Source organism: Exiguobacterium sp. AB2, from assembly GCF_000696055.1.
In the GTDB taxonomy this organism is placed as follows: Bacteria; Bacillota; Bacilli; order Exiguobacteriales; family Exiguobacteriaceae; genus Exiguobacterium; species Exiguobacterium alkaliphilum.
This window is the reverse complement of record NZ_JNAA01000059.1, coordinates 1-14,443: the sequence shown is the minus strand read 5'-3', so window position 1 is coordinate 14,443 and position 14,443 is coordinate 1. Positions and strand designations below refer to the sequence as shown.

The following is a 14,443-nucleotide window of genomic DNA, read 5'->3' as shown; positions in this document are numbered from 1 at the left end:
GATTGCCACAATAACTAAGCTTCCTATCATAACGTGTCGCTTGTCTTTCAATGAATTTTGCTCCTTTTGTTCAAGTTTTCAACTTACAGTTCTATCACATTCAGCACGGGTCACCGCTCTAACAACATTATCTAAACAATCATTTTCTCCTTCTTTGGCCTAGAGAGTGACCAGACTAAAATGTGTGGCGAACGGGAAAAGAGTTACCATCTTATTCAGTTTTCGCTATAAGGAGGCATCTTTATGCCAAAAGATCCAAAACTCGAGCGCTTTGTCTTACGCTTCTCCGTTTTTGCCTCGCTCTTCTTCGCCATCGCCGGCATTCTCGTCGGCCTCTGGCTGTCCTCGTCGTTCATCTTGTTCGACGGTGTGTATTCATTCTTGAGCGTCATCATGAGCTGGATCTCACTCCGGGCCGGCGTCTTCATGTTGACGGCCGATAAGCGCTTCCCGTTCGGCAAGAGCACGATTGAACCGTTCATCATCTTGTTCCAATACGGCGTCCTCTTATTCGTCATCGTCAACGCCTTCCTCGGTGCAATCGATGATATCCGCGCTGGCGGGAACGACCTCGTCCTTAGCGGTGCCCTCGTCTACCTTGCCATCAGCGCCGGCATCTCGTATAGCATCTATCGCTATTTGAACAGCTTCAAGATGAAGGTGAGCTCCGGGCTCGTCACGGCGGAAGTCGTACAATGGCGGCTCGATACACTACTCACCGTCAGCGGCCTCATCGGATATCTCATCGCCCAAGTGCTCGTCTGGCTCTCGTTCGAGGCCGTCGCCCCTTACATCGACCCGGTCATGCTCATCTTGAGCGCCCTTTGGCTCGTCCGCACCCCGCTCATCGAGATGTGGACGGCCATCAAAGAACTGATTGACATGGACACGGGCACGCCCTACAGCAACCAAATTCGGTTGACCGTACTCCAAGTCGCCCATCAGTTCGACGTCGACAAGACATACGTCCGCACGACGAAGTCCGGCAACGTCTTGTTCCTTGAAATCGACCTCGTCGTCCCACGCGACTACCCGTACGACACGATCGCCGACCAGGACAAGATTCGGCAACAGTTGTTCGACGCGCTCGCCTTCTTACCGTATGAGAAATGGCTGACCGTCTCGTTCACCCATGACAATCGTTGGGCGGAGTAAACCCTTAATCCTCGGTGTCCATTTGCGCAAGACCGGCTTCTAGTATCCGCTTTGTCCGTTTCATGGCTTTATACTCTTCTGTCGTCATCAATCGGACGAGTGACCATCCACCAAGCCACATGCCTAATTTAATGTAGCCTCTTGGGATTGGTACTTGTGACGAGTCGCAACATCTACGGTCACAAAATACGAGAATCGCCGTTTCATATTCTGCGCGGTAGTGACAATCAAACTTATGGTCTTTGACGAACTGTTCATGCCCGCAATGGCTACATCTCACAATCATGGGAAGTCACCTCGAATTCATCGATTTTAAGTCCCCTTAGTCATCTCAAAAAAGCGCTCATCGTTCAATTCCCGATTTCGACTTCTAAACCTGGTCAATTATTGTTTATCCCCCGAACATTTGAGGAATAGGCATACATCTTATGTTTTGGAGAAAGAAGGTGTCATCCTCGTGACTTGCCCGAAATGCGGAACGAAAACCCGCTCGCGAACGACTGCTTGTCCGACGTGTGGCCACCGCTCACGTCGCTATCGCTGGTTCGTCGTCCCATTTGCCATCGCCCTCATCGCGTTTATCGCCGTCGTCACGAACGCTTATTTCAAGGACAGTTCGCGCTCGGCCGACTCCCTTGCCGACAAAGTCCGCTTGAATGTGACCGACGACACCGTCTCGGCGGATGCGGCGACTCCCGCCGACCTCGACGCCTTGCAAGACAGCCTCTTTACCGTCAGCAACGGCACCGGTTTCTTAATCAGTCCACAAGACGTCTTGACGGCCGCTTCGAACGTGGCCGGTTTGACGGATATCATCCTCGAACGGGACGGAAACGAGATCGCCGGGACGGTCGTCGGGCGAAACGACGCCATCGCCGTCATCCGTATCGAACAAGTTGATTTGACGCCGTTCTCGTTCACCCAGGCGATCGCCGCAAGCGATGAGTCACTCCTGACGATGACGTCGAAAGACCGCATCAACGGTACGGTCACGTTCAGTGAGACGGGCTATGAGCGAAACTTCGATTTGCCGCGTTACGCGATCGGCAGTCCGCTCCTCACCGAGAACGGGCGTGTGCTTGCCATCCATTTGCGTGAGCTGACGTTACCGGTCATTTTGTTCGAACAAGACGTCCAGTCGTTCCTCGAATCGGATACGCCGGCACCACCGACGGCCGAACTCGCACCGGTCGCGCCGATCTCTCCGCTACCGAAAGAGGCCCCTGTGACGGAAGCACCGGCTCCTGCACCAGCTCCAGCTCCTGCGCCGGCGGAAGAAACGCCGCCAGCACCCGAGACACCAGCCGAGCCCGAAGCACCGGCTGAACCAGCCGAACCGGCACCAGCTGTCGAGGAGCCCGTAGAAGCGACCCCGCCGCCTGAAGAGGAGGCACCAGCTGAACCGGCTCCACCTGAGGAACCGGTGACCGAACCTGAGCCGCCAGTGACCGAACCGCCGGCTGAACCGGAAACGCCGGTGACGGAACCGGCCGAACCGGTCGAGCCGGAAAAACCGGCGGCCGACACCGATAAGCCGGTGAAAAAGCAGGACAACAAGCCAACCGATAAACCGAAAACCGAGCCACCGGTAAAAGAAGACAAGCCGAAATCAGAAGAATCGAAAGAAGACCCAGCGGCATCGTCCGATGAGCCTGTCGACGAAGAAAGCACGCCTTCCGAATGACGGAAGACGTGCTTTTTCACGTGTCTTTGTTGAATTTCCGTTGCAAATTGCCGAGCAGCCCACCGAGCAACAGCAGAATGATCGACAACATCCAAAACGGCATGACGTCCTGCAACAACCAGACGAGCAAGGCGCTAAATCCGATGACCGCGCCGAGCCAAACGATGTTTCCTTTTCCCATACCCTCACCTCAACCCCATCATAACACATCGATTCGGTGCGCCGTCGCCTGTGGCGGCAAGGAACGCGTCATCTTCTCGTCGTGTTCGACCCGGACGTGTTGGCCGATCGCGAGCGGCGGCTCATGCTCGAGCTCCTCTTCCAAATGAAAAACGATTCCGTCAAACGGCTCGGCTTCCGGCGATGGGGCGACGCGAATCTTCGCTTCCACGATGTCGACGATATAGCCTGTGAACGTGGCCATCTTGACTCCCTCCTTCGTGTCGGATGTGTACACTTTTTCTTTTCCCATTTTTTGAAAAAACTCTACTCGTGATGCTGATTCACTTGTATAATAAAGCAACAATCCTAAACGTACGGAGGGACCAAGATGACGAAACACACCATCGACTTACACACCCCAGAATTTCAACGGACGTTCCTCGAGATGATGTTGCTTGAAGAATTAACGGAGACATATAACGCCGAGGCGATCGAGACGCTCGTCACGCGCGGCGAGACCCGGTTCCCGGACGACCCGTTCTTCCCGGCGATGCGCGCCTATCCGCTCATCCGCGAAGGCGAGTTCGACCAGGCGAAGCAACAGCTCGACGCGGCGAGTACGCTCGGCGACCACTACCTCATTCATTGCCTGCTCGGCGCGCTCAGCGACGACGCCGGCTTCACGTTCGAGGCCGAACAGCATTACCTTCGGGCCATCGAACGGTTTCCGAACGTCCCGATGACGCAGCGGGCCATCGCCATCCATTACTTCCACCGCAAGTTCTACGGGGAAGCCGGGCTCCATTTGATGCATTACGTCCGACTTACCGGATTCAATGAAGAGACGGTGCCGATGCTACTCGATTTCTTCCAAGTGTATGACGAGATTCCGCTCGAGATGAACGATGAGCTCTTAAAAGCCGCCATCGGCTACTTGAACGCGAACCCGCGCAACCCGCACGCCCATTCGCTCTACGCTTCGATTTGCAGCCACCGGGTCGACATGCTCGTCAAAGGCAAGCCCGATCAAGACACGCTCGATGACGAGACGATTCACATGTTGCTCGAAGTCGAAGAGCACGGCATGTGGAGCGCGACGTATGACGACAGCGAGGACCAGATGTTCCGCGCCATGTTCGCCGACTATGTCGACAACGTCATCTTACCGAACACGTCTAAGTTTTATGTCTATCGTCTTCGTCTTCGCTATTGGTACCACCGTCTCACGCACCGGGTGACGGGTGGATATGCGGATTCGTCGATACGCTAACAAAACCCGCCTTCTGAGTGAAGGCGGGTTAGTTTGTTATTGGAATTTATGCATAATCAAATAGTCTTTGTTCACATACGCAGTTCTTGATAAGCCACTGACGGGAAAGACAACCAAAAAATAAATACCTGGTTCAACGGTCGTTTGTAGTGTTTGATAAGTGACACCATTTCCGCTCGTCGAAACAAACGGATCACTGAACGCAAGCGGTTCTTCGTTTAAATCATAAATCCCAAACGCAAAATAAGGAGAGATACGTGCATCACCAAATGCACCAAAGAAATCTAACTTCGTTCGTTTTTCTACATTGAAGACATAGATGTCAACATCATCAAGATTCGATGTCGTTCCGTGAATATACCCATCTGCATAACGTAGAAGATCGGATTTCATCCACTCGCCATTAGGTTCTTCTTCATACGTATCTCCTTTTCCAACTGGAATAGGAAGCGTAGGAACTTGAACCTCTTCTATAAATGCCGTGCGACGCGCATCAAGTAAACTAAGTTGACGAACTGGGACAGCGTAGTTCATGTTTTGAGAGTTTTCAAACATCCAAGTCACCACACCGACTACCTCACCATAAATATTCAGAAGCGGACCTCCTGAATTCCCATACGTTGTACTCGCATTGAACTGATAGTATTCAAACCCGTCTAGTACGACGCTATTATTGCTAATCATCCCCTCTGTAATTGTGTTGCTCACACCACGCGGACTCCCCAGCGCGTAAATTTTTTCTCCAGTCGCCACTCTAGTTCCATTCATTTTTAAAATCGGTGGTGCCGGAGCGATTCTTGAAATATCGAGAACGGCCAAATCCAATGTCTCATCATATCGTTTTATCACGTTTGTGCGTATGAACGATCCATTTGCAAATGACACTTTCGCTTCCACGTTCTCTTCACCTTGAAGGACATGGAAATTCGTCACAACTTCTCCTTTATTTACGACAAATCCACTTCCAGAAGAAACGACTTGTCCTCGATCATTTAACATCTCAATTAATGCTACAGATGGATTAGCCATTTTGAATAAATCAGTTGCGTTATACTTTCGTTTTGTAACCGTCACCGCAACATTTTGTTTAAGTTTCGTTCCTTTTACGGTAACTGTTACGGTTGTTTTACCGGCAGACTTTCCTGTGATTTTTCCATTCACAACGGTCGCCACTTTAGGATTTAGAGACTTCCATACATAGACAGGTTTCTTCACGCCAGACGCAGTAGCTTTTACCACCTTCGAAGCACTTGCCATCACTGTAACCGCTTTAGGAGTAACGGTTAGCTTTTGAGATGCATCAACCGGATGTGGAAAGACATTTAAAAATAAAACAATTATTAATGCGATACTAAGCCAACGTTTCATACATTTTCCTCCTCTTCTCAATTCAGTCTCATTATAAAAAAAGCAACAGACAAAAAGTTTTTTTCTTCGTGCGAAATGGAAATGTATTCCTTAAGATTTGATTACTCTTTTGTTCAATCCCGCGCTACTCTCAAACGGTAATTACTCCACGCAAAAAGGCACTTCGCAGTAACGAAGTACCTTACAAATTGAGTCATGTCCGCTTACTTCATAAACGGATGAATCGGTCCGCGCAACTCGAACGAGTAATCCTCGTGGTTGACGATGCCGACGACCTCGTCGCTCTCGAGCAGCTCCATCAAGAAGCCGGCCATCTCTTCGGCCGTATGGTACTTCTCGACGTTTTGGCTATAGTCGAAATTCTCCTCTTCCCGGGCCCGGCTCGCGAAACCGGTCTCGGTCGCTGCCGGCGCGAGCACTTTCGCCCGCAATTTGTCCCCATTGTTCATCAACTCACGGGCAAGTCCTTCCGTATAGGCGCTGACATAAAACTTCGTCGCACTGTACGTCACGCCTTTTTTCGCGATATGGTAGCCGACGACCGACGCGACGTTCAAAAGCGTCGCCCCTTCGACGTCATGGTAGTCGCGAACGTACAAGTTCGACAGCACCGTGAGCGCCTCAACGTTCAGACGGACCATGTTTTCCATCTTTCCGACCTCGGCGTCTTTCACGAAGTTCGAGTCCCCGAACCCAGCGTTGTTGATCCACGTCTCGATGTCGAGGTCGGCGAGCGACTCGTACAAGGCGTACACGTTCTCGCTATACGAGAGGTCGTTCGTCTTCAAGATGACGTCGCTGTCCGGCGAGATCGACTTAATTTCTTTACGCAACTTCTCGAGTTCGTCTGTACGACGCGCGACGAGAACGAGCGACTTTCCTGCTTTCGCGAGTCGTTTCGCCGCCTCGTATCCGATCCCCGAACTTGCACCTGTGATGACCGTATACTTCATATCATTTCCCCTTCTCTACTAAGAATGCATTCTTTTCGGCAATTCCCGAAATGGATACCGGTCAATCCTTCGGACGTACAAAAAGCCGTCCGAAGACGGCTTTCGTCACGTATTGAACTTGCCAATCAACGTCTGGAGATCTCCAGTCATGTTGCCGAGCGATTCGGCGACCCCGTTCAACTCTTGAATCATCGCAAGCTGAGAGTCGCTCGTCTCTCCGACACCGCGCATCGTCGTCGCCATCTGTTCACTCTCGCTCGCGATTCCGAGCGCGGCCGTCGCGACTTGTTTCGTCGTCAAAGCGATCTCGCTCGACGCCTTTCGGATGTGGAGCGTGTTGTCGACCGACGTCTGCAGCTGTTGAACGATTTGACCGAATGCATGCGTCGCTTGTTCGAGTAATCTTGTGTTCACCTCGACACGCTTTGCACTCATTTCATGACGCGTCAGTACCGCATTCGACTGGACTTGAATCGATTCGATTAACCCGGCGATTTGCGTCGCCGACTGCTTCGATTGTTCGGCGAGCTTCCTTACCTCTTCGGCGACGACGGCGAATCCTTTTCCTTGTTCGCCGGCCCGGGCCGCTTCAATCGCGGCGTTCAAGGCGAGTAAGTTCGTCTGGTCGGTAATCGATTGGATGACCTCGGTGATTAGTGCGATCTCGTCCGACTGTTGCTTGAGCGTCGCGATCGACTCACCTGTGAGGCGTGTCTCGGTCTCGAGGGCGAGCACTTCCTGTTTCGCTTGCTGAATCGTCTCCCCGCCGTCCTCGGCGAGCTTCAGGCTAGTCGAGACGTCTTCACTGATCGTGCCGATGGAGCGAGCGATTTGGTCGACGCCTTCGTCCGCTGCGGCGACTGCCTTGACGCTGCCGGTCGCCTCGCGCGCCTGTGCGACCGTCTCCTCGACGACCCGCTCAATCATCCGCGTCGTCTCTTCCGTCTGCGATGACATCTCTTCGGTGCTCGCATACAGCTCTTCTGACTGGGCCGTGATCTCTTGGGCGTTCCGGCTCACTTCGTCAATCAACTCGCGCAAGTTGAGTTTCATGCCGTTGAAGCCGACCATGAGTTGACCAATCTCGTCACGCGTCAGCGCCTCCAAGTCGTCTCGTGTCAAGTCGCCGCTCGCGACGACATCGACTTCTCTCGCGAGGAGACGAAGTGGCACGGTGACCATCCGTTGCAAGAAGTAGCCCGCTCCGAGCGTAAGGACGAGAATAAGGATAGCGACGCCGGCCGAATACAGAACAGCGCTCTCGCCAAGATTCTCGAGCTCGTCTTGTTTCGCGAGCATCGCCGCCTCCGACTCGGCTTGAAGCGTTTCACCGGTCTCGGTGATCGACTTCGTCACGTCTGGCATGAGTCGGAGCGTCAGTCGCTCGATGTCTTCCGCGTTCCCCGCATCCGCCGCTGCGATCGCTTGCGTCGCCAGCTCGTCATAGCCTGCCGCGTAAGCCAACAGACGTTCGAACTCGCTCCGTTCGTCGTCCGTCTTGGCCAGTCGCATCAACTCCTCGATCGCGGCTGTCTTCTCTGTCCCACCGCGTTCGATTTGTTCACGACGCTCGTCGTTTTGGACGAGGATATAGCCGCGTACGCCGTACGCTTGCCGCGTCATGCCGAGCGACAAGTCATCGGCCGCCTTCATCTTCATGACGTCCTCGGCAATCATCGTCTTATACTGACTCGTCATGTTGTGAAGCGTCCACAGGTTATAACCCATGCCAACCGTGACGAATAGGAGAATCAAGCCGATGCCACTGAATAGTTTTTGCGTTAACGATAGTGTTTTGAATCGTTTCATGTCGTTCGAGGAACGTGTCCCCTTCCACCTCTATTTCTCTTTTTTTGGAACTACATGGATTTTATCGGATGGTGCAAACGTTTTTCCAATGCTAGCACTACTTTTTGTTCGGATTGACCTATATTTTGATTTTCTGGTTCTCGAAATGGACAAAAAAACCGCAACGGACGTCCGCTGCGGTCTCCTCTTTATAGTTTGAACTGCGATACCCGGTTCGAGAGTTCGACCGCACGCTGTTCCGTCTCCTGCATCCGCTCTTGCACGTCGTTGAACCGTTCGACCGAGCGTTGGACCTTCTCCGAGATCGACTGCGTCCCGTCCGCCCCTTCCGTCACGGTCGTCGCGACTTCTTGGATGACACCGAGAATCGTATCGGTCATATGACGGAGCTGAAGCGCGTTCCCTTCGAACGTCTTCGCCGTCTCACCGAACACGGTCGCGTCCGCCTCGTACTGCGTCGCCGACGCCTCGAGCCGGTCGTAGTCTGACAAGACCGTCGTGTCGAGGAACGACAACATATCGGCCGAGCTCGTATTCAACCGTTCGACCGAGTCGATGACCGTGTTCGATACGTCTCGAATCTCGTTCACCGTCTGGCGTGAGTTCTCGGCGAGCTTCCGAATCTCCGAGGCGACGACGGCGAAACCGCGTCCCGCGTCCCCGGCCCGCGCCGCTTCGATGGAAGCGTTCAAGGCGAGCAAATTCGTCTGATCGGCGATGGCGAGGATCGCGGTCGTCAAGACGCGAATCTCTTCAACCGACTTCGCCCCCCGAATCGCCTCGTCGAGTTCGACCCGCTTCGCCTCGATGATCGCGGTCGCTTCCGTTTTTGATTGGATGGCCTGCGTGCGCATCGCATGGGCGCGCTGTTCGACATGTTGCGCCGTCTCGGCGCTGTCGTTCGACAGGTCGACGATTGAATCGATTGAACTGCCCATCTCTGTCGTCGATGCGCTCATCTCTTGCGAGGAAGCGGCCGTCTCTTCCATGCCGGCCGTCAGTTCTTCGACCGTGCCGGACGTCTCTTCCATGTAACGGCTGAGCTGCGTCACTTCGGCGGCGACTTCTTTCGACGAGACGAGGACGACTTTCGCCGTCTCGTCGACGTCAATCATGATGTCACGAAGCGAGGCGATGAACGTGTTGAACGAGCGGCTCACTTGTGCGATCTCGTCATTCGACGTGACCGGAATCGACATCGTCAAGTCACCGCCTTGCGTCGCGAGCTCGTCAAACTTCGTCTGAAGCGTCCGCATCGGCCGGATAATCGAACGGAGCAGGCTCAAGCCAAGGAAGAGGAGGAACGACACCGCGCCGATTGTCACGGCGATGAGGGCGATGAGCGACTGTTTGAACTCACGTTCCATAGCGGCACCGACCCGTACCGACCCTTCCGAGTTATAGGCGACGAGCGCCGTCAAACGCTGGGTGAAGTTGTCGTACGTCGCTTGGGACTGGGCGTCATAGTAAGATCGCGCCATCCCGTTGTTGCCGGACGTACTGAAGATGAGCATGTTGTCGGACACTCGCTGATACATCTCCCATTGACGCGAGAAGTAGTCGAACAGTTCTTTGTCCGTCGCACTCGTCACCGTCGCCTCGTATTTCGGGGCAATTTCATTGATGCGAGCCCGGATGTCTTGCATCTTCGTCATGAGTTCGTCTTTCCCGGCCGCGTCCTCGGTGACGATATGCTCGAGTTCGAGCGCCCGATAATTCGCGGCGAGCGTGTTCAATTCATGAGCATAATCGAGTCCGCGGTTCCATACGTCGACGATTTCACCAGCCTGCTTGTTCGCATCGTTCAATGACACGAGCGAATAGCCGCCGACCCCGATGACCATGAGGAGCGACAGGAGGACGAGCCCCCATAGCTTCTGGCGAATCGTGAGCCCTTTCGTTTTCCCTTCGGTTTGACGTTGCCGCACTTTGACCGGCCATTTGAGTGATGGCAACCGGAATGCAGGTTTTTGGCTCAGGCGACGTCTTACCCGTTGCACCGTCGCCGACCAACTTACTTTTCTCTTCATATGTAAAGTCCCCTCTCAAAACCAACGTTTCTTCCTATATCGACCGTTATCAGAAAACTTTGAAGACGATTGACCAACATTAAAAAAAGATGGCTGAACGTTCAGCCATCTTTCAACCCATTATTGGACGTTCAATACGGTCGTCGAGCCTTCGATCATCTTGATTTCCGTCCATTTGACGACGTTCTTGGCGAGCGGGTCGTTCGCGACCATGAAGTCGGCGAGCGCCTTTACCTGCATCGGGTCAATCGGTTGCTTCACGTTGTTCAAGCGGAAGCGCGTCACTTTGTTAAACGTATCCAAAAAGGCGATTTCGAGTTTTGTTTCAGTCATGGTTCATTCTCCTCCTTAAAGTGGGTGATTAGACGAGGTCGTATTCGCGGACGACGGCGAGCGTGAAGTCTTCTTGAACAATCAACTCAAGCATGAGGTGACCGAACGACTCGGCCTCGTTCGCCGTGAGCGCCGCACGGATCGGGCCGAACCGTTGCGCTTTTTTCGTCGGTTTTACACTTTCCAAGTTGTGATGCGTCGTCAAGACGAGCGTCGCTTTCTTTTCTGATAGCTGTGCCATGGGGGATGGCTCCTTTCGGGGGATGATTACAAGTCAGAAGGGTAAGTGGAGTCCAAGCGCTCGAGCAGCTGAATCATGCGCTCAAGCCGCGTCTCGATCCGGTGGAGCAAGTAGAGCGAGACGACGATCGGGAATCCGAGGTTCGAGATGAGTTCGGGCCAGCTCATGTGACCACCTGCTCATCGTGCCGTTTGCCGGCGGCGGGACGAGGGGGGATGCGCATAGAGGGTTCCTCCAATTTAGACCGTCACGTGGAACTCACGGGACACGACGTACGTAGCCGAGTCGACGGACAAGAGTCGCGTCACGAGATCACCGAACTGCTTAATCTCCGCCGTCTCCATCCGGGCGCCAAGTGGACCGAACCGGACGAGTTGCCGCTTGTCTTTCCCATCGACGACGCGTTTCGTGTCGAGGTAAAAAATGCTTGCGTATTCTCGATAAATTGCCATATGTCTCACCTCCTTCGCCCCTATTAACCACACAAGGGAGATGTTTGCTCATTTTATTTTCAAATTGGAATTCGTGACTATCGACCTAGATTGTCTGAATATTAGTTCATTTCTCCTCATATGGCTTTGTGATTGAGTTTTCATACCTTTTAGGGTATTGTAAAAGACGTTGAACCGGCATTGAAAATCCGTCAATAGTCCCACGAATTCATTTCCCCACTTTCAAAAAATTACAGTTAATGATTTGAAAATGGGTTACTATACGAGGGAGGGCATTTTCAGAAATGACCAGTTTGATTTGAAGAAGGAGATACCTTAGATGAACAGCTTAGACATCGCACTTAACCCCCTTATTCCTTCCGCTCAACTCGACTTCGACCATACCGACCTGACATTTCGTGCGACCGAATGGGATACGTACCGTCCCGAACACGGGAAACCGTATCAGCTGAACAACCGGCATCTGAACGTCTACCCGCTCAAAGAGTTGAGCCGGGCGTTTCACATCGCCGGCATCCCCCGCAGCCAGCAACAATTGATCAAATGGGAGACCGATGGCATCTTGCCGCCGACCCCGTTCACAATTGGACGCAAACGGTACTATACAGAAAATCAGATTCGGACCATCGTCGACATCGCATTGGAATGCGGACTGCGGCCGCGGACGCACGTCAAAAAGACGAACTTCTCGCAATTGGCCCATAACGAATTGTCGTACATACTCCAACTTGAACTCGCAGATGAATCACCGCAACCATGAGAAAGACCGCCTTCCCTGACATAAACAGGAAAGGCGGTCTTTATTGATTCATCGAAATGGCGCTCAAATATAAATCGAGAGAGGCCTCGGTTTCCGTTGCGACGAGGTCGATGAAGTCAGCATATTCTCCTGACGTGTGAGCCCGGTCAAGCGCGTTGTAATAACTTAAGCGATTCTCGACCCGAATGACAATCGGTGGATACCCCGATTTCATCAATTCCAAGTTGAGAAGCAATCGAGAAATACGACCGTTGCCATCGATGAACGGATGGATGCCGACAATTTTCCCATGCAAGAGCGCCCCCCGCTCGACAGGATGCAACGATGTCGCGTCTGTCTCATACCACTCCATGAGCCGTTCCATCTGTTCTGGAATCAAGTACGGGGCTGGTGGCACATGAGCCGTACCGGCAATGAACACTTGCTGGTCTCGGTACACGCCTGCGTAAGCATCATCGATTCCTTTTAAGACAAGACGATGCAAGTTTTTGATTTGCCATTCGCTAAGCGGTTCCTCGCGGCGAATGATGTCTTCCACATATAAAATCGCTTCTTGGTGGTTGATGACTTCTAAATGTTCACGCATCGTCTTCCCGCCGACCGTGATGCCTTCCAAGACGACTTTCGTCTCATTGATGGTCAACGTGTTCCCTTCAATCGCATTCGAGTTGTACGTCCATTCTAAAAATAATTTTTCACGTAGACTTTTGAGTGTGTACGTCGGGAATGGTCGATGGAGGTCCAATTGTTGTTTTTTATGAATCAGCTGCTCAAACATCATGCTCTCCTTTCATCTCGTCTTATTCTTTTCATTATATGCTGAACAACTGATGCAAGTCGATTTCGACCACGCGATCCAACAAGACAACCAGAGTACAACGTCATCGACTCATAACTTCTCCCGCGCCGCTTCCGGCACATCAGACACCTCGACCTCATCGTATGATGTGACCGCTTCATCTTTCATATAGAGCATCAAAAAAGCGCCTTGACGTAATTCCTTCGCTGCCGTGAACGTGACGTCACGCGCCTCTCCGTCGTTCGTGTACGCCTCGGTCTCATAGACGTAACGACGGACGACCTCTCCCGAGTCGAGCGTCGTCTCTTCGACGTTCGTCACGTCCCCGACTTGAACATACGCGTTCTCTTTCCCGATCCGATGCCAGTCGATGTTGATTAGCCCGACCGTCACGAGGACGAACGCGAGCGTAAACCCAATGATTTTCTTCATCTTCATTTCCTCCTTAACATACAGATTTTGTGAACCGTTTGACGGTCACGACATAGTACATCGCGTACACGGCCGAATAGACCGCCATCCAGACGACGACCGGTACGGTGAAGTCCATCGCGAACAGACGGGAGAACGCGACCAAGGCGACGCTCGCGTGGAGCAACCCGAGCACATATGGCGCCAAGAAGATGACGGCGACTTGATGCCGAATCGTCTGTTTGATGTCGCGTTTCGAGATCCCGACTTTACGCAACACCGCATACGTCGCCCGGTCCGCCTCAGCTTCGGTCATCGTCTTGAAATAGATGACGCTCCCGGTCGCGACGAGGAAGACGAGCCCGAGGAAACTGCCGACGAAGAGGAGCGCCCCGTTCACGGCCATCGTGTCGCGATACAAGTCCGTCGCGCTCGAGAAGCTCGGAAGTCCGGATAAGCGTTCCGACAATGCCGCCTGGTCTTTATAATCGGCGACTTTCACCGTGTGATACGCGACCGTGTCACTCTCGATCGCTTCATAGACGTCGTCCCGGGTGACGAGGAAGATGCCGCCGAACGTCATGACGTTGAGCGGGGTCGCTTCGACCCGCTCTTTGACAGGATACGTCGCGCCATCGACTTCGACTTGATTCATCTCATCATTGAACCGCTCATCATAGAACGGGTCGACGTGACGAGCGAGTCCGGCGTCGGCACGTCGATTCATATCACGTTGCCATACGCTCCATGAAGACACAAAAAGGGTTCGCCGCGGCGAACCCTCAGATTGTAGATAAAGTCACGTTTCAGGCGAACTGAAACGTGACTTTTTCGTTTTTTGGCCTTGAGGCGCTCTGCCCGAGCCACTTTTCAGGCGGGTTGGGCGTCCTTCCATGCCAAGCCTGCCATCTTCTTGAGATTGAGGGCGGCAAAGGGTAGCATCGTCTCCATGACGGGTTCTCTACCTCTCATTATAAAAAAGGGGCGCGGGTACGAAAAGAGGGATTGATGCGTGG

18 protein-coding genes are annotated in these 14,443 nt (G+C 53.0%); 4 read left to right on the top strand and 14 right to left on the bottom strand.

Annotated elements, in window-relative coordinates; translation table 11 throughout:
• Positions 1–243: 243 nt before the first annotated feature.
• The gene (locus tag DI14_RS08445; protein WP_034807511.1) at positions 244–1,155 is read left to right on the top strand and encodes a cation diffusion facilitator family transporter; all 912 of its coding nucleotides are present in this window, start codon (positions 244–246) and stop codon (positions 1,153–1,155) included.
• A 4-nt stretch (positions 1,156–1,159) separates the two neighbouring features.
• On the opposite strand, the gene DI14_RS15240 is transcribed toward DI14_RS08445, so the two are convergent.
• Positions 1,160–1,441 carry a hypothetical protein gene (locus DI14_RS15240; RefSeq protein ID WP_081825868.1) on the bottom strand — a complete coding sequence of 94 codons (282 nt, stop codon included), beginning with the start codon at positions 1,439–1,441 and terminating at the stop codon, positions 1,160–1,162.
• A 171-nt stretch (positions 1,442–1,612) separates the two neighbouring features.
• Between DI14_RS15240 and DI14_RS15045 the strand changes: the two genes are divergently transcribed.
• Positions 1,613–2,839 (top strand): trypsin-like peptidase domain-containing protein, encoded by a 1,227-nt coding sequence (locus DI14_RS15045; RefSeq protein WP_152545890.1) that lies wholly within the window; start codon positions 1,613–1,615, stop codon positions 2,837–2,839.
• A gap of 16 nt (positions 2,840–2,855) precedes the next feature.
• Here the strand turns inward: DI14_RS15045 and DI14_RS15530 are convergent, their stop codons facing one another.
• Entirely contained in the window at positions 2,856–3,020 is a 165-nt protein-coding gene (locus DI14_RS15530) for a hypothetical protein (RefSeq protein ID WP_034807509.1), read from the bottom strand.
• Between the two features lie 18 nt (positions 3,021–3,038).
• Positions 3,039–3,263 (bottom strand): DUF3221 domain-containing protein, encoded by a 225-nt coding sequence (locus tag DI14_RS08430; RefSeq protein ID WP_034807506.1) that lies wholly within the window; start codon positions 3,261–3,263, stop codon positions 3,039–3,041.
• Between the two features lie 126 nt (positions 3,264–3,389).
• Here DI14_RS08430 and DI14_RS08425 point away from each other — a divergent pair, with 126 nt between their 5' ends.
• Positions 3,390–4,271 (top strand): M48 family metallopeptidase, encoded by an 882-nt coding sequence (locus tag DI14_RS08425; RefSeq protein ID WP_235193428.1) that lies wholly within the window; start codon positions 3,390–3,392, stop codon positions 4,269–4,271.
• Positions 4,272–4,307: 36 nt separating this feature from the next.
• Here DI14_RS08425 and DI14_RS08420 read toward each other — a convergent pair whose 3' ends face one another.
• From DI14_RS08420 to DI14_RS08390, 8 genes are all read right to left on the bottom strand, one after another.
• A complete protein-coding gene (locus tag DI14_RS08420; RefSeq protein ID WP_034807503.1) occupies positions 4,308–5,639 on the bottom strand; it encodes a S1C family serine protease in 1,332 nt (443 codons plus the stop codon).
• 203 nt (positions 5,640–5,842) lie between these two features.
• Positions 5,843–6,592, bottom strand: a complete 750-nt coding sequence (locus tag DI14_RS08415) for an SDR family oxidoreductase (RefSeq protein ID WP_034807500.1) — start codon at positions 6,590–6,592, stop codon at positions 5,843–5,845.
• Between the two features lie 105 nt (positions 6,593–6,697).
• Positions 6,698–8,401: a methyl-accepting chemotaxis protein gene (locus tag DI14_RS08410; protein ID WP_081825867.1), complete on the bottom strand. Its 1,704-nt coding sequence runs from the start codon at positions 8,399–8,401 to the stop codon at positions 6,698–6,700.
• Between the two features lie 188 nt (positions 8,402–8,589).
• Positions 8,590–10,431 carry a methyl-accepting chemotaxis protein gene (locus tag DI14_RS08405; RefSeq protein WP_034807497.1) on the bottom strand — a complete coding sequence of 614 codons (1,842 nt, stop codon included), beginning with the start codon at positions 10,429–10,431 and terminating at the stop codon, positions 8,590–8,592.
• 120 nt (positions 10,432–10,551) lie between these two features.
• A complete protein-coding gene (locus tag DI14_RS08400) occupies positions 10,552–10,764 on the bottom strand; it encodes a DUF2922 domain-containing protein (RefSeq protein WP_034807495.1) in 213 nt (70 codons plus the stop codon).
• Positions 10,765–10,792: 28 nt separating this feature from the next.
• Positions 10,793–11,005 (bottom strand): hypothetical protein, encoded by a 213-nt coding sequence (locus DI14_RS08395; protein ID WP_034807493.1) that lies wholly within the window; start codon positions 11,003–11,005, stop codon positions 10,793–10,795.
• 26 nt (positions 11,006–11,031) lie between these two features.
• A complete protein-coding gene (locus DI14_RS15235; protein ID WP_081825866.1) occupies positions 11,032–11,172 on the bottom strand; it encodes a YvrJ family protein in 141 nt (46 codons plus the stop codon).
• Positions 11,173–11,244: 72 nt separating this feature from the next.
• Positions 11,245–11,457: a hypothetical protein gene (locus DI14_RS08390; protein WP_034807491.1), complete on the bottom strand. Its 213-nt coding sequence runs from the start codon at positions 11,455–11,457 to the stop codon at positions 11,245–11,247.
• Between the two features lie 319 nt (positions 11,458–11,776).
• Between DI14_RS08390 and DI14_RS08385 the strand changes: the two genes are divergently transcribed.
• Positions 11,777–12,217, top strand: a complete 441-nt coding sequence (locus DI14_RS08385) for a MerR family transcriptional regulator (RefSeq protein ID WP_034807488.1) — start codon at positions 11,777–11,779, stop codon at positions 12,215–12,217.
• Positions 12,218–12,257: 40 nt separating this feature from the next.
• On the opposite strand, the gene DI14_RS08380 is transcribed toward DI14_RS08385, so the two are convergent.
• The 3 genes from DI14_RS08380 to DI14_RS08370 form a co-directional block, all read right to left on the bottom strand.
• A complete protein-coding gene (locus DI14_RS08380; RefSeq protein WP_034807486.1) occupies positions 12,258–12,995 on the bottom strand; it encodes a Fic family protein in 738 nt (245 codons plus the stop codon).
• A gap of 111 nt (positions 12,996–13,106) precedes the next feature.
• Entirely contained in the window at positions 13,107–13,448 is a 342-nt protein-coding gene (locus tag DI14_RS08375; protein WP_034807483.1) for a YxeA family protein, read from the bottom strand.
• 13 nt (positions 13,449–13,461) lie between these two features.
• Positions 13,462–14,154, bottom strand: a complete 693-nt coding sequence (locus DI14_RS08370; protein ID WP_081825865.1) for an FtsX-like permease family protein — start codon at positions 14,152–14,154, stop codon at positions 13,462–13,464.
• Between the last annotated feature and the right edge of the window lie 289 nt (positions 14,155–14,443).

Coding starts and splice junctions, on each gene's coding strand:
- DI14_RS08445 (WP_034807511.1), top strand. CDS start 244: ATGCCAAAAGATCCAAAACTCGAGCGCTTTGTCTTACGCTTCTCCGTT.
- DI14_RS15240 (WP_081825868.1), bottom strand. CDS start 1,441: ATGATTGTGAGATGTAGCCATTGCGGGCATGAACAGTTCGTCAAAGAC.
- DI14_RS15530 (WP_034807509.1), bottom strand. CDS start 3,020: ATGGGAAAAGGAAACATCGTTTGGCTCGGCGCGGTCATCGGATTTAGC.
- DI14_RS08430 (WP_034807506.1), bottom strand. CDS start 3,263: ATGGCCACGTTCACAGGCTATATCGTCGACATCGTGGAAGCGAAGATT.
- DI14_RS08425 (WP_235193428.1), top strand. CDS start 3,390: ATGACGAAACACACCATCGACTTACACACCCCAGAATTTCAACGGACG.
- DI14_RS08420 (WP_034807503.1), bottom strand. CDS start 5,639: ATGAAACGTTGGCTTAGTATCGCATTAATAATTGTTTTATTTTTAAAT.
- DI14_RS08415 (WP_034807500.1), bottom strand. CDS start 6,592: ATGAAGTATACGGTCATCACAGGTGCAAGTTCGGGGATCGGATACGAG.
- DI14_RS08410 (WP_081825867.1), bottom strand. CDS start 8,401: ATGAAACGATTCAAAACACTATCGTTAACGCAAAAACTATTCAGTGGC.
- DI14_RS08405 (WP_034807497.1), bottom strand. CDS start 10,431: ATGAAGAGAAAAGTAAGTTGGTCGGCGACGGTGCAACGGGTAAGACGT.
- DI14_RS08400 (WP_034807495.1), bottom strand. CDS start 10,764: ATGACTGAAACAAAACTCGAAATCGCCTTTTTGGATACGTTTAACAAA.
- DI14_RS08395 (WP_034807493.1), bottom strand. CDS start 11,005: ATGGCACAGCTATCAGAAAAGAAAGCGACGCTCGTCTTGACGACGCAT.
- DI14_RS15235 (WP_081825866.1), bottom strand. CDS start 11,172: ATGAGCTGGCCCGAACTCATCTCGAACCTCGGATTCCCGATCGTCGTC.
- DI14_RS08390 (WP_034807491.1), bottom strand. CDS start 11,457: ATGGCAATTTATCGAGAATACGCAAGCATTTTTTACCTCGACACGAAA.
- DI14_RS08385 (WP_034807488.1), top strand. CDS start 11,777: ATGAACAGCTTAGACATCGCACTTAACCCCCTTATTCCTTCCGCTCAA.
- DI14_RS08380 (WP_034807486.1), bottom strand. CDS start 12,995: ATGTTTGAGCAGCTGATTCATAAAAAACAACAATTGGACCTCCATCGA.
- DI14_RS08375 (WP_034807483.1), bottom strand. CDS start 13,448: ATGAAGAAAATCATTGGGTTTACGCTCGCGTTCGTCCTCGTGACGGTC.
- DI14_RS08370 (WP_081825865.1), bottom strand. CDS start 14,154: ATGAATCGACGTGCCGACGCCGGACTCGCTCGTCACGTCGACCCGTTC.